Origin of the sequence: Polaromonas vacuolata (genome assembly GCF_012584515.1) — a bacterium.
GTDB lineage: Bacteria > Pseudomonadota > Gammaproteobacteria > Burkholderiales > Burkholderiaceae_C > Polaromonas > Polaromonas vacuolata.
The window spans coordinates 2,297,994-2,317,727 of sequence record NZ_CP051461.1; the positions used below are offsets into that span (position 1 = coordinate 2,297,994).

A 19,734-nucleotide genomic window follows, 5' to 3' on the forward strand; every position below is an offset into this window, starting at 1 on the left:
ACTGACGTTTTTGATCACTCCATCACCTGCCATCATCGCCCAATCAGCTGTGCGCCGCCTGCCTAGGCTGGTGCTGCTGCTATTTTGCTTGGCCTATGTGCTGCCAGGATTTTTTGGCCGTGCACCTTGGAAAAACGAGGACATCGCCGGCTTTGGCATGATGCGCGAGTTAGCCAATGGCGCTAGCGACTGGATGGCACCGCAAATCATGGGTCAAGCCAGCAGCTTTGATGCACTAGCGCCCTACTGGCTGGGTGCATTAGCGATTAAGGCCTTGCCCTGGATGGATCAAGCGATGGCGGTGCGTCTGCCTTTCATCGCACTGCTAGCGCTAACCCTGCTGGCGAGTTGGTATGCGGTTTACTATCTGGCACGCAGCCCGCAAGCCCAGCCAGTAGCTTTTGCTTTTGGCGGCGAAGCCAATCCGGCTGACTATGCTCGCGCTATTGCCGACGCCGGTCTTTTAGCGTTAATTGCCTGTCTAGGCTTAGCTCAACTGTCACACGAAACAACGCCGGCATTAGCGCAACTAGGCTTTACTGCGCTGATTTTTTACGCCATGGCGTCTAGTCCCTATCGCAACGCCACTACCATTCTTGGCCCCGCGCTTGGCCTTTTAATTGGCCTTGCCGGCTTAACCTTAAGCGGTGCACCAACACTGGCACTGCTACTCGGCAGCGGCGGCGCAGTGGTGGAATGGATGCATCTTAAATGGGGCCACACAAGAAAAAGCTTTGATGAGTATGAGAGCCAAACCAGTAGCCGACAATCTTGGGCTTGGATCGTACTTATCGTTAGCCTAACCCTGTTGATCGCCATCTTGGCTCACACACTGAATTTGTGGCGCTGGCGCATAGAACTACCGGGTGAAAACGGCTTACCATTGACCGGCGAGTGGAAAAAAATGGGCCGACTGCTGCTCTGGTTTACTTGGCCGGCTTGGCCGCTGGCGCTGTGGACCCTGTGGCGCTGGCGGCGCCAATTGAGTAGCCGCCATGTCGCCTTACCGCTGTGGTTTGTCGCCGTTTCCGTGGGCGCTACGCTGACCACGACTGCATCTGACCGCAGCTTGCTGCTCAGCCTGCCCGCACTGGCTGCGTTAGCCGCTTTTGCACTCCCGACCTTTAAGCGCAGCGCCGCGTCACTAATCGACTGGTTCACCCTGCTGTTTTTCACCGGCTGCGCCACCATCATCTGGGTAGTGTGGATAGCCATGCAAACCGGTATTCCGCAGCAGCCGGCGGCCAATGTGGCGAAATTAGCGCCGGGTTTTGAGCCTAGCTTTTCACTCAAGTTATTTTTGCCCGCACTAATCGCAACGCTGGCTTGGACCTGGCTAGTGAAATGGCGAGCCAGTGCGCAGCGCGCGGCGATCTGGAAGTCTTTGGTTCTGCCAGCTGGCGGCGCTACTTTGTGCTGGCTGCTGTTAATGACACTCTGGTTGCCCTTGCTGGACTATGCGCGCAGCTACGCTCCACTCTCACGCAAAGTGGCAAGCCTAGTAGAGCAGCAATCCTGCGTAGAAATATACGGCCTACCCAGTGCAACCGCCGCCGCACTTCAATACCATGGCAAGCTAGAACTCAAGCAAGCCACCAACACAGCCGTCTGCCCTTATTTATTGGTCAATGCGGCCTCCCAAAACAGCTTGGGTAATACCGTCAATCTGCCAGATTGGGCTTTTCAAGCCACCGTCAGCAGGCCAGCGGACAGCAGCGACAAACTATTGCTATTTAAGCGCGTGAGCTTGCCAGCGCAGACTAGACCTCAACCCAAATGACAGAGATTAAAACCATTGCTAAGCACGCTAGCAGCGTGCTGGTAGGACAACTTGCGGTAATGGCCTATGGCGTTGCCGATACCGTGATTGCTGGTCGTTACAGCGATGCCGCACTGGCTTCTTTGTCCGTGGGCTCGGCAATCTACGTCAGCGTGTTTGTCGGCCTGCTGGGCATTGTGATGGCGCTGTTGCCTATCTGGGCAGAGATGCGCGGCGCGAACCGCTTTGAAGACATGGGCAAGTCACTACGCCAAAGCCTTTATTTATGCGTTTTGATCACACTGACTGGCATGACGGCGCTGTTGTTTCCTGGCCCTTTGCTGCGCTGGGCGAAAGTGCCAGTTTTGATGCTGGGAGAAGTCGAAAGCTATCTCCGAGTATTGGCCTTTGCTTTTGCACCAGCCTTGCTGTTTCGTGTCTACAGCAGCTTTAACCAGGCTCTTGGCAAGCCGCTGTTAGTGACGTGGCTACAAGTAGGCGCACTAGGCCTAAAAATACCCTTGTCTATCTGGCTAGTGGGTGGTGGCGCTGGCATAGAGCCCATGGGCGCAGTAGGTTGCGCTTGGGCCACATTGGTTGTGAGCTATACGCTGATGGCGCTTGGCCTAATCATGCTACGCACGCAAAAACTCTATACGCCGTTTCGTATCTGGAAGGCTATGGAAAAGCCAGATTGGCGTCAAATCGGTGAGTTTGCTCGGCTAGGTATTCCGGGCGGTCTGGCTTACATGGTGGAGATCACCTCCTTTACGTTAATGGCCTTATTTATCGCGCGCTTGGGTACTACCGCATCAGCCAGTCACCAAATAGCCGCTAGCGTAGGCGCCATCCTTTATATGGTGCCGCTATCAATGGCGATAGCCTGCAGCGCACGGGTTTCCTATTGGCTGGGTGCAGGACATCCGGACAAGGCCAAGCGGATTGTGATCATCAGCCTCCAAACCACTATGCTGATATCGCTACTCTTAGCAGCAACGCTTTTTATCTCTAGGCAAACGGTTGCAGGCCTTTACTCAGCGTCTCCCGACATCGTGCGCATGGGCGCGACCTTGCTAGCTTGGGTTGCGTTATTTCATCTGGCCGATGCGACACAAGCACTCTGCTCTTTTTTGCTGCGCTGCTACCGCATCACACTCAAGCCCTTAGCGCTATATGGCGTGCTGCTCTGGGGCATGGGTTTATATGGCGGCTATCTGATGGCCTACAAAGGTTTGTTTGGCCGACCAGCGACGCAAGCAGCGGTGAGTTTTTGGGTCACCAGCACAGTAGCTTTAGCACTGGTGGCGCTTTGCTTTTTGCTTTTATTGTGGCGCGCTGTTGTCAGCGATATGAACACCAAGCGAAGCGGCAACCTAGCGACGTAAAGAGTGTGCTGGCTTAAATTAAAGACCAGGCCGAGATAAACACATCACGATCCATAGATCTATTGAGTCCGATTCAGTCGAATCGAATCAAGCCGCCCTCAACAAAACTGGCATTTGGCGCACACGGCTTGCAGGAAAAATGATTGAAAAGCTTGAGCCCTGCCCGACTTGGCTGTGAATGACTAATTCAGCGTTATGCCGTTGCACCACGTGCTTGACGATGGCCAGTCCCAAACCCGTGCCGCCAGTCTCCCGCGAGCGACTGCGGTCAACTCGGTAAAAACGCTCAGTCAGGCGCGGTAAATGTTCAAGCTCTATGCCAGGCCCACTGTCGCTGACGATGAACTGACCACGACCATCGGCTAATACAGACCAGCTAACCTTAACTACGCCAGCACCTGGCGTGTAGCGCACTGCATTGGTGACCAGATTAGACATAGCACTGAACAACTCGTTTTGCACGCCAGAAATCTCAGACACTGGACCCGCATCAAAATGAATTTGATGACCCAAAGGTGAGATCACGGACGACAAAGCTTTTGCTTCTTGCTCACACTGCACCAGTAGCCCACCCACCAAGACCCACTCACTAGCACCGGGTTGCGGACTGCCATCGATGCGCGATAGGGTTAACAAATCGCTGACCAAAATCTGCATGCGCTGCGATTGTTGCCCCATTAACCTTAGGTAACGCTCCCGTTCGGCTTCTTTGAGTGGAAGGTTTTGCAGCGTTTCAATAAAGCCTGACAAGACAGTCAAAGGCGTGCGGATTTCGTGCGAGACATTGGCGACAAAATCACGTCGCATGGTTTCCGCCAACTCCAGCGCGGTGATGTCACGGGAAAGCAGTAGCTTTTGATTTCTACCGTAAGCATGCGCATGCACAGACAGTTTGACGCGGCGCGCTGGCGTGCTGGCACTGCCAGCAATCACCACATCATGGGTGAAATCATTGCCTGCCATATAAGCTTTAAAGGCTGGTTCTCTGACCAAATTGGTGATGTGCTGGAGCAAGTCACGCTGAGCATCGAAGCCATAGTGTTGGGTCGCAAAATAATTGCACCACTCAATTCGGCCTTGCGCATCTAACAAGACAACCCCGCTAGGCGAGGCTTGAATAGCAGATAAAAACTCATTCAAACGGCCGCGACTCTCAACCAGCAATTCATTGCGGTCTTTCACCAGCCTAAGCGCACGGCCCACAGCTTCGCCCCAAATACCGTGCATACGCGGCACGCTATCGCCCAACACAGTGGTTGATTCATTGGCTTGCTCTAAACGCAGCCACGCCAGCAAACGGGCCAAACAAAAACTATCGAATGCCATCCACAAAGTAGCGGCGAGGCCCATACCGATAATTTCACCGGCGCGGCCCTGAAGTAAAAATCCCGCAACCCCACCCACCAACATGCAAGCAACAAAACCCAGCCAGCGGCTAATCATGTCGCTTAAAGGTTGCTGCGATTGGGCAGCGCAGCACCAGGCAGCTGATTGGTTAAACGGTAACCCGCACCGCGTACCGTCTCGACCATTGCACCAGCGTCACCCAGTGCTTCACGCAGACGCTTGACATGAACGTCGACAGTGCGTTCTTCTATAAACACGTGGTCACCCCAGACTTTGTCTAGCAGTGAGCTGCGGCTATGCACGCGCTCGGCATTCTTCATCAGGTAGTGAAGTAATTTGAATTCAGTCGGTCCAAGCTTAAGGTCTTGATCTTTAAAAGAAATTCTGTGCGTAGAGGCGTCCAACATTAAAGCGCCCACGCTGACTGTGTCATTGATCGCTTCAGGCGCACGCCGACGCAGCACAGCCCGAATACGCGCCAGTAATTCTTGGGTCGAAAACGGCTTGGTGATGTAGTCATCGGCACCCGCATCCAAGCCTTCAACCTTGTCCGGCTCATCGCCTTTAGCGGTCAACATGATGATGGGAATATCTTTGCTGCGCGCCTGTTTGCGCCATTGCCGCGCCAATGAAACACCGCTTTGACCGGGTAGCATCCAGTCCAGCAAGATGATATCGGGCAAGTTAGCATCAAGCTCACGCTGAGCGGTCACGCTGTCTTGCGCTAGCACCGGATCAAAGCCGCCGTGCAAAAGATTGACAGCAATTAATTCAGCGATTGCAGGCTCGTCCTCAACAATCAAAACGCGTGGCAGTTGTTTCATTAATATGACCGTGAATTACTTAACAGCGGACTCAACATCGGCCATGGGAATATGCCGCACATCCGCACCCTTGACGATGTAGATGATGAATTCAGCAATATTTTTGGCATGGTCTCCGACCCGTTCAATCGCCTTGGCAATAAACAGCAAATCAAGGCTGGTGGAGATAGTGCGTGGGTCTTCCATCATGTAGGTGATGAGTTTGCGAACGAAGCCGTCGAACTCCTGATCAATCAGGTTGTCTTCTTTGAGAATTGTCACTGCCATCGCCGTGTCTAAGCGCGCAAAAGCATCTAGCGACTTGCGCAACTGGCCCGAGGCCAACTCGCAGGCCAACCGCAAACCCGATGTCGGCAAGGTGCGGGTAGCGCCACTGTCAATAATGGATTTGACCATACGAGCAATTTTGTCGGCTTCATCACCAACACGCTCAAGATTCGCCGTGGTTTTTGAAATCGCGACCAAAAGGCGCAGATCGCGCGCCGTCGGCTGACGTCTAGCGATGATGGAAGAGAGCTCGCGATCGATATCAATTTCCATGGCGTTAACGCGCGGCTCGTTGGCGATAACTAAATTGGCGCTCTCAGTGCTGTATTGAGAAAGCGCATAAAACGCATTGGTTATCTGGGACTCAACCAGTCCACCGAGTTCCATGACGCGCGATGAAACAGCATTAAGCTCGCTGTCAAACTGGGTAGATAGGTGTTTTTCAGGCATGGTTTACTCTTTGAAATCCGTTGAAATTGTCGGCCTCAGCCGCGCTTGCATCAAACGTAAATTATCAGCCGAATCGGCCGGTGATGTAGTCTTCGGTTTCTTTGCGCTTGGGTTTGAAGAAAATATCTTCCGTCACGCCAAACTCAACCAAATCACCCAGATACATGTAGGCAGTGTAATCACTGCAGCGCGCAGCTTGCTGCATGTTGTGGGTCACAATAACCACGGTGTAGTCGTCTTTTAGCTCGGTAATCAACTCTTCAATCTTAGCGGTTGAAATCGGGTCTAACGCCGAGCAAGGTTCGTCGAGCAGCAGTACTTCTGGCTTAATCGCAATACCGCGAGCAATACACAAGCGTTGCTGTTGGCCGCCTGAGAGGCTAGAACCGCTTTGCTTGAGTTTGTCTTTGACCTCAGTCCATAGCGCTGCTTTGCGCAGTGCCCACTCCACACGCTCATCCATATCGCTGCTGTTGAGGCTATCGAAAAGCTTAACGCCAAAAGCAATATTGTCGTAAATCGACATTGGAAAAGGCGTTGGCTTTTGGAACACCATTCCAATTTTGGCGCGAATTAAAGCGACGTCTTTTTTAGAGGTCAGCAAATTCTCGCCGTCGAGCAATATCTCACCTTCGGCGCGCTGCTCAGGGTAGAGCTCAAACATGCGGTTAAAAACCCGCAGCAAAGTTGATTTTCCACAACCTGAAGGGCCGATAAAAGCGGTGACTTTTTTCTCAGGAATTTCAAGATTAATATTTTTGAGTGCGTGAAATTTACCGTAATAAAAATCCAGATTTTTAACGTCAATCTTCGGCTTGGTAGCGCTTGGTGTAGAAACTTGCATGAGTGGAATTTTTTTGTAAGATCAGGTTTTGGCGCGTGTCAAAACACGGGCAAGAATATTCAAAGCCAACACCGCCATGGTGATAAGAAGCACACCAGCCCAAGCCAGTTTTTGCCAATTCTCATACGGGCTCATAGCGAACTTAAAAATGGTTACGGGCAAACTAGCCATGGGCTCACCCATACTGGAAGTCCAGAACTGGTTATTCAGTGCGGTGAACAAAAGCGGCGCGGTCTCGCCAGCCACACGGGCAACGGCCAGCATGACGCCAGTGACAACACCAGCTCTAGCGGCTTTGAGCGTAATACTCAAGATCACTTTCCACTTTGGCGCACCCAGTGCGTAAGCGGCTTCGCGCAAACCGGAAGGCACTAATTGCAGCATATTTTCGGTAGTACGAATCACCACAGGAATAACCAACAGAGCCAACGCAATCATGCCGGCCCAGCCAGAAAAAGTCTTAAAGCGTGCCACAACAACGGCGTAGACAAAAAGACCAATCACTATGGATGGTGCAGAAAGCAAGATGTCGTTGACGAAACGGGTAACGGTAGCAAGCCAGCTTTTGGTGTCGAACTCAGCCAAATAAATACCGGCCATCAAACCAATCGGTGTACCGACCAAAGCCGACAACATGACCATCAAAAACGAGCCGTAAATCGCATTCGCTAAACCGCCCAACTCATTCGGCGGTGGCGTCATCTGTGTGAGGGTGTCCATAGTCAGGCCAGCAAAGCCTAAACGCACCACTTCAAAAAGTATCCAAGACAGCCAGAACAGGCCAAAAAGCATAGCGCCAAGCGCCAGCACAATAGCTAAGCGATTGATTAATTTACGTCGCGCGAATTTAGCTTCGCGAGCCGATTGCAGCACGGCGCTCATGTCTTGACCCCTTCATTTTTCTTGAGTTGCGAGAGTAAAACCTTGGACAGCACCAACACAACAAAAGTAATAAAGAACAAAACCAAACCCAAATACATTAATGCGGCTTGATGCAGTCCAGGACCGGCTTCGGCGAACTCATTGGCCAAGGCGGAGGTAATGCTGTTAGCCGCTTGGAACAAGCTAAGACTGTCCAGTTGGTTGAAGTTACCAATCACAAAAGTGACCGCCATGGTCTCACCAATGGCGCGACCCAAACCCAACATAATGCCGCCCACTACACCAGCTTTGGTGTAAGGCAATACGACTTGCGAGACGACCTCCCAAGTCGTAGCGCCTAAGCCGTAAGCTGATTCTTTAAGCAAGCTGGGCGTGACTTCAAACACATCGCGCATCACTGAAGCGATGAACGGAATGATCATGATGGCCAAGATAATACCGGCCGACAAAAGGCCGATACCCACCGGCGGGCCAGAAAACAGTGCGCCAAGAACTGGCACATCACCAAACGCGCTTTGCAGCGGCTGCTGCACATAGGTCGATAGCACCGGGCTAAACACCAACAAGCCCCACATACCGTAGACGATAGACGGAACAGCTGCCAACAACTCAATAGCCGTACCCAGCGGGCGTTTGAGCCAGGCCGGGGACAACTCAGTTAAAAATAAAGCAATACCAAAGCTCACAGGCACAGCAATGATTAACGCAATGATGGAGGTCATGACGGTGCCGTAAATCATCACCAAACCACCGTACTCGTCCTTCACAGGATCCCAGGTGGTACTGGTCAAAAATCCGAAACCATACTCATGGATGGCCGGCCAAGCACTCACAGTGAGTGACGCCAATATGGCCAACAAAATTAACAGGGTAAAAATTGCCGCACCTTTGGCAGCCCAGCCAAAGATGCGGTCGGCCATAGGCCCGGAGCGAGTTTTTTTAACAGGAGGCGGATTGGTCATAGCGCTTGCGGAGGATAGTGCAGACAGTTGCAAAGGTATATCTTTCGCCGGAAGTGTAATTGACACAGATAGAGTCTCTTGTAAATTGAGTTTCGCTACGGGCTTATGGAGTTACTTAGTGGCGACTGATTTACCAGACATATCAGTGACTTTGGCCCATGATTTCTCAATCGTGCCAATCACGTTGGCAGGCATTGGCACATAGTCCAGAGCAGCAGCGCTAGCGCCACCATTTTTATACGCCCAGTTGAAGAACTTAAAGACTTCAGTCGCATTGGCAGGTGTTTCTTGCTTCATGTTCAGCAAGATAAAAGTAGCAGTAGAGATAGGCCATGCATTTTTACCGGGCTGGTCAGTGATCAGTTGGTAGAAAGACTTATTCCATTGCGCACCGTCAGCGGCAGCGGCAAACGACGCGTCATTAGGCGAGACAAAAACACCATCATGGTTTTTCATCAAGGTGTAAGTCATTTTATTTTGCTTGACATACGAGTACTCGACGTAACCGATGGAGTTAGGCAGGCGGTTCACAAAAGCGGCAACGCCTTCGTTACCTTTGCCGCCGGCACCGACTGGCCAGTTAACTGCTGTGCCTTCACCGACTTTGGTTTTCCACTCAGCATGCACGCGGCTGAGATAGTTGGTGAAGTTAAAAGTTGTACCTGAACCATCGGCGCGGCGAACCGTTGCAATCGCAGCGTCTGGTAAAGCCAAGCCTGGATTGAGTGCCACGATGGCGGGGTCATTCCATTTCGTGATTTTGCCCAAGTAGATGTCGCCCAACACTTGGCCATCTAACTTCATTTGGCCGGGTGCTATACCCTTGATGTTGACCACTGGAACCGTGCCGCCAATCACAGCAGGGAACTGGATCTGACCTTTTGCAGCCAACACTTCATCGGTTTGCGGCATATCGGAAGCGCCAAAATCAACTGTCTTGGAATCTATTTGCTTAATGCCAGCGCCAGATCCTACGGACTGGTAATTGACTTTGACACCGGTAGCCTTGTTGTAATCAGAAGCCCACTTCGAGTAAAGCGGGGCAGGAAAACTTGCACCTGCACCCGTTATTTGCTGTGCACTAGACAAGCTGCTAAAGCTCAGCGCAGCGATGGCAGCAATACCGGTCAAGGAAAGTTTGAAGCTCACGTTCATTGGGACACCCTTAGAGTTAATCGATTGATAGACAAAACAGCGTTACTATAAAAGCCGTTTATGACAAAGATGTGACATTTAGGCTTTCCGCCATTGCATCAAACCCTCACGGTATTTAAAAAGTCGCTTTCAAATCAACACTGAATAGAGCGCAAAAAACTAAGCCATCAGCGCCATGCCGTCAACGTCGCCTAGTTTTTACCCGCGGCTAAATGACTGTCATAAAAATGTCATACGCCAATTGCCATAGCTAACATGACTACAAGCAATAGCTTGACTCACATCGCCTATGGCATCTTGATTCCACTGAACAAGGAATAAATAAAACTGATGTGAACAATTGTCGCAATTACGAATAAGTAAATAACCGTAACAAAGACTATTTTTTTTATTAAAACCGGATATTGCCGATTGCCCCATGTTGGCCGGCTTGCGTAAACCAGCCTATTTAACTCGAAATTGATCGCCACATTTGAATGCTATGCTGACCACGAACAAAACGAGTCAGCTGATATGGAAAATGGAACGTTACTAGCCGCTGTTGATATTGGGTCCAACAGTTTCAGGCTAGAAATTGGTCGTTACGACCACGGTCGAATACACCGCATCGAATACCTCAAAGAAACCGTACGCCAAGGCAATGGCCTCGATGTAGACAGAAACCTTAGCCTTGACGCTATGCAGCGCGGCTGGGACTGCCTGGCTCGGTTTGGCGAGCGACTCGCCGGCTTTAATCCGGCGCATGTGCGAGCAGTCGCCACGCAGACCCTAAGAGAGGCCAGAAACCGGGATGAATTCATCACCCGTGGCCATGCTATTTTGGGCTTCCCCATTGAAGTCATCCCCGGGCGCGAAGAAGCGCGGCTGATATACCAAGGCGTAGCACATTTACTAGCGCAATCGGATGAGCGTAGGTTGGTGATTGACATTGGTGGTCGCTCGACAGAGATGATTATGGGTCGCGCCATGCAGGCCCACACCACAGAATCCTACCGCGTCGGCAGCGTCGCATGGTCTATGAAGTTTTTCCCCACTGGGGCATTTACTGCACGGGCTTTTGAATCCGCAGAAATAGCGGCCAAAGCGATTCTTGACGAAGCGGTTGATGTTTACCGCAGCAGCGGCTGGGACGTCGCTTATGGCGCCTCCGGCACGATTGGCGCGGTCTGCGATGTGCTGACTGCCGGCGGTTGGCCTGCGGGTATGGTGACGCGAGAAGGTCTGGACTGGCTGCTTGAGCGCCTGCTCAAAGCGCAAAGCGCAGACCGCCTAAAAATGGACGGCATGCGTGATGACAGACGCGCTGTCATAGGCGGCGGTGTGAGCGTTTTGAGGGCCGTATTTGATTTGCTAGACATTAAAACCATGCATGCCGCTCAAGGCGCATTGCGTCATGGCGCACTGCACGACTTGTTAGACCGCGAGCATGAACACACAGACTTGCGTTTGAGCACGGTGCAACGTTTGGCCGAAAAATTCCAAACCGATGCAGCGCAGGCCAAACGCGTCAGTCAAGTCGCAGGCCAGTTGTTTGCCATGTGCGGCAGCAACTTGCCTGACGGCAACAGTGACCTACACAAACGCAAACTCGAATGGGCGGCGCAACTGCACGAAATCGGCAGCCATGTCTCGCACAGCGACTATCACAAGCACGGCGGCTATATTTTGGACAACGCCGATGCACCTGGCTTTGCGCTGCCTGAGTTGCATCGCCTAAGTTTGCTGGTGCTAGGCCACAGAGGCAAGCTACGAAAGTTAGAGGCTGATTTTGAAGACCGACTGTTTATTGAGCAACTGCTGTGTCTGCGCTTAGCCGTCATACTCTGCCACGCCAGACGCGAGCCTGATCTTCAAGGCTTGCGACTCGACGTCGGCGACAAGTCCACTCGGTTATTCGTTCTCAATTGCAGAACTGGCTGGGCACAAACATTTCCGCAATCGGCTCACCTGCTACAAGAAGAAGTACTGGCTTGGCAGAAAACGCCTTGGACATTGCTTTTGTCAGTGCTTTAAAAATGGCTTGATTGTGTCCGTAAAAAGGCTGAAAAAATGAGTACTTCACACTTAAATTTAAATGGTATAAACTGTTTATTCTGTTTATTTCAAAAGGCATAAACCATGACCACCATGCAAGAAGAAGTCACGCCAGCAGCCGCTTTTGTAGCCACACCAGTCACAGCAACACAGCGAAAAGCAGCCGTCGCCACCAAGCCAGCTAAGGCACCGCGTGTGGCAGCAAAAGAGAAAGTGAAACCAGTAGCCAAGAAAACGCTCACGGCTCAAGCTGCTGTAAAAAAGCCAGCCCTTAAACCCAAGGCAAGCATCGTTAAAGCAATTCGCTTGAAAGCTGATAGCAAAACAACGGCGGCAAAGCCTAGCGCTAAACCAGCGCCTAAATTGCAAGCAAAGTCAGCTGAAAAATTAGCTGAAAAAGCCAAGTTAGAAAAACCCAAAAAACCCAAATTAGTGCGCGACAGCTTTACCATTCCAAAAACGGAATACCTGGTGCTAGACGACCTCAAACTGCGTGCCAACCAGCTGACTCGTCCAGTCAAGAAAAGTGAATTACTGCGCGCCGGCATCAAGGCCTTGGCCGCACTAAGCGACGCCGCATTTTTAAGCGCTCTAGACCAAGTACCCGCGATCAAAACCGGACGTCCGGCGCGCGAATAAAGCCTAGGACTAAGTGGGATTGGCTCTGGTCTAAATGTGTTCAGGCGACTGCACAGTGACCACTACCGTCTCTACCAAGGATTCGCGCTCACGATAACGCAGCCACCAAAGCGCGCCTTTTTTCACCGCGCAATCACTCTCTTGCATACCCAAGAGCTGCGCAATAGTTTGGCCCAATGTAGGTTGATGGCCAATGATGAGCACGGGTGTTTTCGCCGTCGGCCACTGCGCCACCGCTAGCATTTGACCTGGCGTGCAGCCGGGCGCTAGTTCTGGAACTAAACGATATTTACGCCCCAGCGCCTGTGCAGTTTGTTCGCAGCGGCGCGCTGGGCTGACCAAAATACGGCAGCCCTCAGGCAATTGTCTATCCAACCAAAGAGCCATCCGTGTGGCTTGCTTTTCACCCTTAGAGGTAAGCGAGCGGGTTAAATCAAGTTGCTGCTGTGCTTGCGGCGAAAGCGTTGCATCTAAGGTCATATCTTCAGCCTGGGCATGACGCCATAGGATTAAATCCATTGTGATTTCAGCCTTTATACGGGGAGGAGTAACGCGCGACCAATGCCGCCTGCGCACAATGGCTTATCTCTGAAGGGAGTGGCCAGACGCGCTGATAGCTGCCGTCGCCGCGCATATCCCAAGCATCAACTCTGTCCCTTAGATAGGCCACCAAACATTCATCAATCATGTGTTGACGCAGGTCTGCATCAACCACAGGCCAAGCCAGTTCGATGCGGCGCAACATGTTGCGATTCATCCAGTCGGCACTGGAGAGCAATAAGGTTTCGTCCTCGTCGCAGCGAAAATAAAATACTCGCGAATGCTCTAAAAAACGCCCTATCACTGAGCGCACGGCAATGTTGTCGGTCAATCCAGGAAGACCTGCGGGCAACATGCAAGCACCGCGCACAATCAAGTCAATTTTTACGCCGCACTGACCGGCTCTGACCAGCGCGTTCATCAAGTCTTCGTCAGTCAGGGCATTCATCTTGGCAACAATACGGGTTTGCCTTCCCGCTAATGCGGCCAAACCTAATTGATCGATTTTTTCAATCAACTTTCGTTGCAACTCAAACGGCGCGAGCAGCAAATGATTGAGCTTTGGTAGCCGACTTTGGCTGGCCAAGTGAACAAACAAATTATCCATATCTGCGGTTAGCTGTCGGTCGGCCGTGAGATAGCTGATATCGGTGTAGAGACGCGCAGTGCGCGAGTTGTAGTTGCCGGTAGACAAATGACCGTAGCGCACCAAGCGCTTGCCTTCGCGCCGTGTGATCAGCAGCATCTTGGCATGGGTTTTCAGACCCACTACGCCATACACCACCTGCGCACCAATCGATTCGAGCATCTCGGCCCAATTGATATTGGCCTCTTCGTCAAAGCGCGCCTTGAGCTCAACGACTACCGTCACTTCTTTGCCGAGGCGCACCGCTTCGCGCAGCAACTCCATCAAAACAGAATCGGCACCGGTGCGGTAAATCGTTTGCTTTATGACCAACACTTGTGGGTCGTTCACCGCCTCACGTAAGAAAGCCAACACGCCGTCAAAACTCTCAAACGGCTGATGTATGGAGACATCTCCTTGCTTGAGGCGTTCAAAAAAAGACTGACCGATATTTAACTGCGCCGGATAGCTAGGCCGGTGGCTAGGAAACAGCATAGAAGAATCATCAATCAGGTCAATCAGTTGTGTCAGCCTGACCAAGTTGACAGGCCCGTGCACACGATAAAGCGCTGCCACAGGCAAATTAAATTGCTTTAGCAAAAATGCCGAGAGATGCTCAGAGCAACCAGCCGAGACTTCAAGCCGCACAGCTTGGCCGTAATGCCGGTATTCAAGACCTTGACGTAGCGCCGTGCGCAGGTTGGCCACATCGTCTTCATCAACCGCGAGGTCAGAATGGCGCGTGACCCGAAACTGCGAGAACTGACCCACTACACGGCCTGGAAACAACTCGTCGAGGTGACTGCGAATCACGCTAGAGAGCGAGACAAACAAGCGTTCAGATTCATACGCGGGCTTTGAAGAATAGTTTGAAGCGGTTGACGAACCCTGAACCGGCAAGGCGATAAAGCGCGGCAACACACGCGGCACTTTAACAATCGCAATATCATTAGCGCGCCCAAAAGCATCTAGCCCGCTGAGGCGAACAATAAAATTGAGCGACTTATTCGCCACTTGCGGAAACGGGTGCGAAGGGTCCAAGCCCACCGGTATCAACAGCGGCCTGACCTCGCGGGCGAAATAAGATTTAACCCAGCGACGTTGTGCCGCATTGCGCTCGCCGTGCGAGACAATACGGATACCGTGACGCTCAAAAGCCGGCAGCAAGGCCTCGTTATAAAGCGCATATTGTCGCGCTACCATGTCATGCGCAGACTTTGAGAGCGTCTCAAAGGTTTTCGTGGTGTAAAGACCCTTGGTTTCATTGGCTTTTGCCGCGATTAAATGCGGCGCTGCACGTACCTCAAAAAATTCATCGAGGTTGGAAGACACTATGCACAAAAAGCGTAGGCGCTCCAATAGCGGGACTTCGTCACGCTTGGCCCAGTCAAACACTCGCTCGTTAAACGCCAAAATACAGCCGTCACGGTCTAAGAACTTAACGGGTAAAAAATCTGCTTTGGTAGGCGCTAGCAAGGCAAGTGAAGAAGAAGGTAAATCAGGGAGCATGAAGTACGGTAAAAAGTTAAAACTAAACTTTTGAATTTCAGAGTGAGTAGTTTTTAATTTTAACGATTAACTGTCATTTAGCTTAGCCCTGCGCTGAAAGATCTGTCGCTAAACGTTCAGCCGCAACGGTGCTCTTGGCTTGGCCATTAGCGGCGACTAGAAAACCCTCAAACAAACCACTGGCTTGCGACCAACTAAAGGCCATAGCGCGCGCCCTAGCCTGCTCGCGTGGCAAGGCCAAGGCTTGCGTGCAGGCTTTTTGCAAGTCAAGATTTAGCGCGCCACCGAGGCCTAGTGCATAGTCATCCAGGCTCACACCTAGCACTTGCAACGGCCCATCTACCGGATAGGCCGCGACAGGCGTGCCGCTGGCCATGGCTTCTAGCATCACCAAACCAAAAGTTTCCGAGCGACTGGGGAAAACAAACACATCAGCGGCGGCATAAACCTTGGCCAACTCATCACGAGCCAATACGCCCATCCAACATACGTCTGGGAAACGCAGCTTGAGACTGGACTCCAGCGGACCTACACCGCAGACAACTTTGGTGCCCGGCATGTCGAGTTTTAAAAATGCTTGGATATTTTTCTCATACGAAACACGACCCACAAACAACGCTATTGGGCGCGACATTTCCGCCATAAGTGGATGTACCAAGGGCTGAGGCGAATAAGAAAAAAGCGCCGTATCAACCCCATGAGTCCAACTTCTGAGCTGCTTAAAACCGCGCCGCTCTAGCATCTGTAGCACGCCTAGCGTAGGCACCATCACGCCAGATGAGGCTTTGTGAAAATACCGAAACAGCGCATAGCCTAAAAAAAGCGGTAGCCCGATTGCAGCCTTGAGTATTTCGGGAAACTTGGTATGGAAGGCAGTGGTAAAACGCAGACCGCGCTTAATGCAATAACTGCGTGCGGCCCAGCCCAGTGGTCCTTCTGTCGCCACGTGAATGGCATCGGGCACAAACGCATCTAGTGTTTGACTCAGTACGCGCTTGGGTGAAACCGCCAAATCAAGACCAGCATAACCGGGGCAAGGTCTTGTCTTGAACATACCAGGATGAACTACGGCCACTGTGTGGCCTAACAGTTCAAGCTCACGCACCAACTCAACCAAGGTGGTGACCACGCCATTGACTTGGGGTTGCCAAGCATCGGTAACAAGAGCAATTTTCATAAAGTGGCTGTGGCTTGGGTTGAGTTTTGGGTTCGAGTTACGACGAAACTTGAGAGGTCGCTGTCGCTGTGCCAGTGCAGCAGCTCTAAGCTGCCATCGAAGTTCTCTACCAACGCGGTTCGACTCTCGACCCAGTCGCCATCGTTGCAATAAAGAATGCCGTCAATTTCGCGCATCTCAGCACGGTGAATATGACCGCAGACCACACCTTGGTGTCCGCGCCGGCGCGCCTCCTTGGCAACTGCCACTTCAAAGTCAGTAACATAGTTAAGCGCAGTTTTAACTTTTTGTTTGAGATACGCCGACAACGACCAATAAGGCAAACCCATGCGGGCACGCAGGCGGTTGAGATGGCGATTGAGTTTGAGAGTGAACTCATAAAGATTGTCACCAAGGTAAGCCAGCCATTTGGCACACTGCACGACTGCATCGAAATAGTCGCCGTGGATAACCCAAAGTTGACGGCCATCAGCAGTCATATGCACGACCTCTTCCATCACCACAATGCCGCCGAACTGGTGACCAATAAAGCCACGCGCAAACTCGTCATGATTACCTGGTACAAAGATAATTTTGCAACCTTTGCGCGCACGTTTGAGCAGTTTTTGAACCACGTCGTTGTGTGCTTGCGGCCAATACCATTTGCGCCGCAATTGCCAACCATCAATGATGTCGCCAACCAGATAAAGACGCTCGCTAGGATGGGCTTTTAAGAAATCCAGCAAAGCGTTAGCCTGACAGCCAGGCGTGCCTAGATGTAAGTCAGAGATAAATATTGTGCGGTAGCGCTTACGCACAGCGCTCTCATCGTCATTACCATCATGCTCAATAGAACCCATGCCTTTGACACCTGAGGCATCAAATAAAGCACCTATGGCGGCGTCAAAATTGGCCCGCATATCAGCCAGCCCGGTGGTTGCTACCAGTTTCAAAAGTATCTAAGCGGCCAGAGAAATGTTTTAAATAACGCGGCGGTAAATCTTGGATGCGCATCATCATGGGCAAATCGGCCGAATTGAAATCAGGGTCCCATGCCGGCGCACCCAATACTTTGGCACCTAAGCGTAAGTAGCCTTTAATCAATGCCGGCGGCTCTATGTCTAGTGAGCCGTCTAGTTGATCAACAGGCAAGGCCAAGCGCGGCGTGACACGGTATTCAATCGGTGCGAGATGGGTCTGGCTGACTTGTCGCCAGATGCTAGCGGCTGCATGACCACTGGGCACACCCATGTGCCGCATAGGAATACTCGCGCAACCAATCATGGTGTCTAACTGGTTGCGCCCCATGAACTCAGCCAATGCACCCCAGAGCGCCAAAATCACACCACCATGCCGGTGATCAGCATGCACGCAACTGCGACCAAGTTCGACCATGCGTGAGCGCAGTGTGCGCAGCCGGGTCAGATCGAATTCGGTGTCGCTATAGGTGCTGCCGACGCGCTTGGCCTGCGTCGGCGTGAGAACGCGGTAAGTGCCTATGACTCCGCCACTGGCCTCATCACGCACCAGCAAATGTTCACAAAAGTCGTCAAACAAATCGATGTCATGGCCCGCGATATTGCACGGAATTTTTGCGCCCATCTCCAGCGCAAAGACTTGATACCTCAGGCGTTGTGCCTGCCTGACTTCATCTTGATGCTTGGCCCAGCTGACAGAAATTTTGCCCGCGACAGGCTTGAGCTGAGAGGCTGCATGGATTGCATGATGGCTTGGACAAAGCGACCCCCGTGGCATAGCGACTGGCGACAATGCAAAGGTTGGATTCGGCAGTTCTTTCATGTTTCGCTCCTAAAGAGTAGAGGTTTTAGTCATGACAGGGCTACAAAAAAGCCCCTTGCAAGGGGCTAATTTCTGTGCCACTTCAGTCGTTAGCGAGTGCAGTATTGACAAATTTTTGGGAATCAAAAGTCTGTGCCGACAACAAACCGTCTAACCAGGGACGGGTGCCAGCTTTGAAGCGTAAGCCGCCAGGACTGCTACTCATGGCCTTGGCGGTGCAACGCAAAATACGTTGACATTGCAGATTGAGATCTTGCAAACCGCTGCTGAGATTGCGGCTTGAAGATGCGTTATTGCAGAGAGATAGGGTTTCCAGTTTCATTGCATGTGCTCCATGAATCTTTTCAGTTCATGTAGTTTGCAAGACTGGAATGACGGCGGCGTGTCAGTTTAATGGCTTATCTGTGACACAGCATACAAAGCATTGGAGCAAGTTGCTCGGGGCAAATATAGCATTGCTAAGTCGAACTACGAACCGTTGAAAAATGGTACTTAAAGAATGCGTTTACCACTGGCATCAACCAGTTTTTGTCCATCTTCTTTCGTCAATGCCGCATGTTGCGGCAGCGGCAAAATATCCAACACCCGCTCAGAAGGACGACACAAGCGCGTGCCCAGCGTGGTCACAACTATGGGTCGATTAATAAGTATCGGGCGAGCCAACATAGCCAACAGCAAGGCTTCGTCATCCAGCGCCAACTCTGCAGGGTTGGCCTCTTTTTCTCGCATGATTTCGCGTACGCTCAGGCCTGATTGCACGATTAGTTCACGCAGTTTTTCTAGAGTAGGCGGCGTTTGAAGATACTCGATGATTTTCGGCTCTTGGCCGATATTGCGAATCAACGCGAGTACGTTGCGCGACGTGCCGCAGAGTGGATTGTGATAAATGGTGATGCTAGTCATTGGTGAAATATTTTTGTAGATTTTGCGTTTAGAGGTGGTTAAAAATAAATGCTTCGATCTTTCGACTATAGTCGAACAATGACAACACAAGCGCAAAACAAAATACCCACTACGCAAAAGTCAAAGTCTGTAAAAAAAATCGCACCGAAGAAAACGCTTGCAGCAGCACCGCAAGACCAGAGCGGCCCACTACTCAGCATGGAAGAGGCGGCTGCCGTTAAAGCATTAGCGGCACTGGCCCAAGCCCAAAGACTACGCACATTTCGCGCTTTAGTTGTTGCCGGCAGTCAAGGCCTCACACCCGGTGCGATTGCACAACAGCTAGATCTTGCGCCCAGCACCCTGTCGTTTCACCTCAAAGAGTTAACTAACTCCGCACTTTTGAGCAGTCAAGCGCTGGGGCGTAATTTGATTTACCGGGTAGATTTTTTGCAAGTGCAAGCGCTGCTAACTTACCTAAGCGAGAACTGCTGCGAAGGTCAGTCCTGTGAGGTCAGCAAAACTGCGATCTGCATAAGCGCTGACGAGGTGCCAAAGCCAAAAATAAAAGTCAAAGCAAAGACGACTAAAAAAGAAACCGACAAAGCATTAACTGAGTTAGTCAAATCAGCTAAGTCGTCAACGACGACGAAAATAAAATCCACCGTCAAACC

Annotated in this window: 18 protein-coding genes and 1 pseudogene; 5 read left to right on the forward strand and 14 right to left on the reverse strand. The window is 51.6% G+C overall.

All coding sequences use genetic code 11. From position 1 onward, the window contains the following. Positions 1-10 precede the first annotated feature (10 nt). Both HC248_RS10450 and HC248_RS10455 read left to right on the forward strand, forming a co-directional pair. Positions 11-1,780, forward strand: coding sequence for a hypothetical protein (locus HC248_RS10450; RefSeq protein ID WP_168922419.1), 1,770 nt, complete (start codon positions 11-13; stop codon positions 1,778-1,780). Next, positions 1,777-3,144, forward strand: a complete 1,368-nt coding sequence (locus HC248_RS10455; protein WP_168922420.1) for an MATE family efflux transporter — start codon at positions 1,777-1,779, stop codon at positions 3,142-3,144. Before HC248_RS10450 ends, HC248_RS10455 begins: the two co-directional genes overlap by 4 nt. 87 nt (positions 3,145-3,231) lie before the next feature. Here the strand turns inward: HC248_RS10455 and phoR are convergent, their stop codons facing one another. The 7 genes from phoR to pstS all read right to left on the reverse strand — a co-directional run bounded on the left by phoR (position 3,232) and on the right by pstS (position 9,875). Beyond that, complete coding sequence (gene phoR / locus HC248_RS10460; protein WP_168922421.1) at positions 3,232-4,587, reverse strand: phosphate regulon sensor histidine kinase PhoR; 1,356 nt, start codon at positions 4,585-4,587, stop codon at positions 3,232-3,234. A 5-nt stretch (positions 4,588-4,592) separates the two neighbouring features. Beyond that, positions 4,593-5,315 carry a phosphate regulon transcriptional regulator PhoB gene (gene phoB / locus HC248_RS10465; RefSeq protein ID WP_168922422.1) on the reverse strand — a complete coding sequence of 241 codons (723 nt, stop codon included), beginning with the start codon at positions 5,313-5,315 and terminating at the stop codon, positions 4,593-4,595. A gap of 15 nt (positions 5,316-5,330) precedes the next feature. After that, positions 5,331-6,032, reverse strand: a complete 702-nt coding sequence (gene phoU, locus HC248_RS10470; RefSeq protein ID WP_168922423.1) for a phosphate signaling complex protein PhoU — start codon at positions 6,030-6,032, stop codon at positions 5,331-5,333. 64 nt (positions 6,033-6,096) lie between these two features. Then, positions 6,097-6,876 (reverse strand): phosphate ABC transporter ATP-binding protein PstB, encoded by a 780-nt coding sequence (pstB, locus tag HC248_RS10475; RefSeq protein WP_168922424.1) that lies wholly within the window; start codon positions 6,874-6,876, stop codon positions 6,097-6,099. Positions 6,877-6,897: 21 nt separating this feature from the next. After that, positions 6,898-7,758, reverse strand: coding sequence for a phosphate ABC transporter permease PstA (pstA, locus tag HC248_RS10480; protein ID WP_168922425.1), 861 nt, complete (start codon positions 7,756-7,758; stop codon positions 6,898-6,900). Next, positions 7,755-8,720, reverse strand: a complete 966-nt coding sequence (pstC, locus tag HC248_RS10485; RefSeq protein WP_168922426.1) for a phosphate ABC transporter permease subunit PstC — start codon at positions 8,718-8,720, stop codon at positions 7,755-7,757. The genes pstA and pstC overlap by 4 nt, the downstream gene beginning before the upstream one ends. A 111-nt stretch (positions 8,721-8,831) precedes the next feature. Further along, on the reverse strand, positions 8,832-9,875 hold the full coding sequence (pstS, locus tag HC248_RS10490; RefSeq protein ID WP_168922427.1) for a phosphate ABC transporter substrate-binding protein PstS: 1,044 nt from the start codon (positions 9,873-9,875) through the stop codon (positions 8,832-8,834). 513 nt (positions 9,876-10,388) lie between these two features. Between pstS and HC248_RS10495 the strand changes: the two genes are divergently transcribed. Both HC248_RS10495 and HC248_RS17505 read left to right on the forward strand, forming a co-directional pair. Next, a complete protein-coding gene (locus HC248_RS10495) occupies positions 10,389-11,888 on the forward strand; it encodes a Ppx/GppA phosphatase family protein (protein ID WP_168922428.1) in 1,500 nt (499 codons plus the stop codon). 105 nt (positions 11,889-11,993) lie between these two features. Continuing rightward, on the forward strand, positions 11,994-12,548 hold the full coding sequence (locus HC248_RS17505; RefSeq protein WP_337778943.1) for a hypothetical protein: 555 nt from the start codon (positions 11,994-11,996) through the stop codon (positions 12,546-12,548). A gap of 30 nt (positions 12,549-12,578) precedes the next feature. Here HC248_RS17505 and HC248_RS10505 read toward each other — a convergent pair whose 3' ends face one another. From HC248_RS10505 to arsC, 7 genes are all read right to left on the reverse strand, one after another. Beyond that, positions 12,579-13,067, reverse strand: coding sequence for a SixA phosphatase family protein (locus HC248_RS10505; protein WP_168922429.1), 489 nt, complete (start codon positions 13,065-13,067; stop codon positions 12,579-12,581). A 7-nt stretch (positions 13,068-13,074) separates the two neighbouring features. Beyond that, positions 13,075-15,222, reverse strand: coding sequence for a polyphosphate kinase 1 (gene ppk1, locus HC248_RS10510; RefSeq protein WP_168922430.1), 2,148 nt, complete (start codon positions 15,220-15,222; stop codon positions 13,075-13,077). Between the two features lie 82 nt (positions 15,223-15,304). After that, entirely contained in the window at positions 15,305-16,399 is a 1,095-nt protein-coding gene (locus HC248_RS10515) for a glycosyltransferase family 4 protein (protein ID WP_168922431.1), read from the reverse strand. After that, positions 16,396-17,238 (reverse strand): UDP-2,3-diacylglucosamine diphosphatase, encoded by an 843-nt coding sequence (locus HC248_RS10520; protein ID WP_238342812.1) that lies wholly within the window; start codon positions 17,236-17,238, stop codon positions 16,396-16,398. Before HC248_RS10520 ends, HC248_RS10515 begins: the two co-directional genes overlap by 4 nt. Positions 17,239-17,299: 61 nt before the next feature. After that, positions 17,300-18,178, reverse strand: a complete 879-nt coding sequence (locus tag HC248_RS10525) for a GNAT family N-acetyltransferase (RefSeq protein ID WP_168922432.1) — start codon at positions 18,176-18,178, stop codon at positions 17,300-17,302. A gap of 82 nt (positions 18,179-18,260) precedes the next feature. After that, the gene (locus HC248_RS10530) at positions 18,261-18,500 is read right to left on the reverse strand and encodes a hypothetical protein (RefSeq protein ID WP_168922433.1); all 240 of its coding nucleotides are present in this window, start codon (positions 18,498-18,500) and stop codon (positions 18,261-18,263) included. Between the two features lie 170 nt (positions 18,501-18,670). Next, a complete protein-coding gene (gene arsC, locus HC248_RS10535; protein WP_168922434.1) occupies positions 18,671-19,081 on the reverse strand; it encodes an arsenate reductase (glutaredoxin) in 411 nt (136 codons plus the stop codon). Positions 19,082-19,279: 198 nt separating this feature from the next. Between arsC and HC248_RS18055 the strand changes: the two are divergent. Continuing rightward, positions 19,280-19,594: pseudogene (locus HC248_RS18055) on the forward strand (ArsR/SmtB family transcription factor); the annotation flags it as partial. Positions 19,595-19,734: the final 140 nt, after the last annotated feature.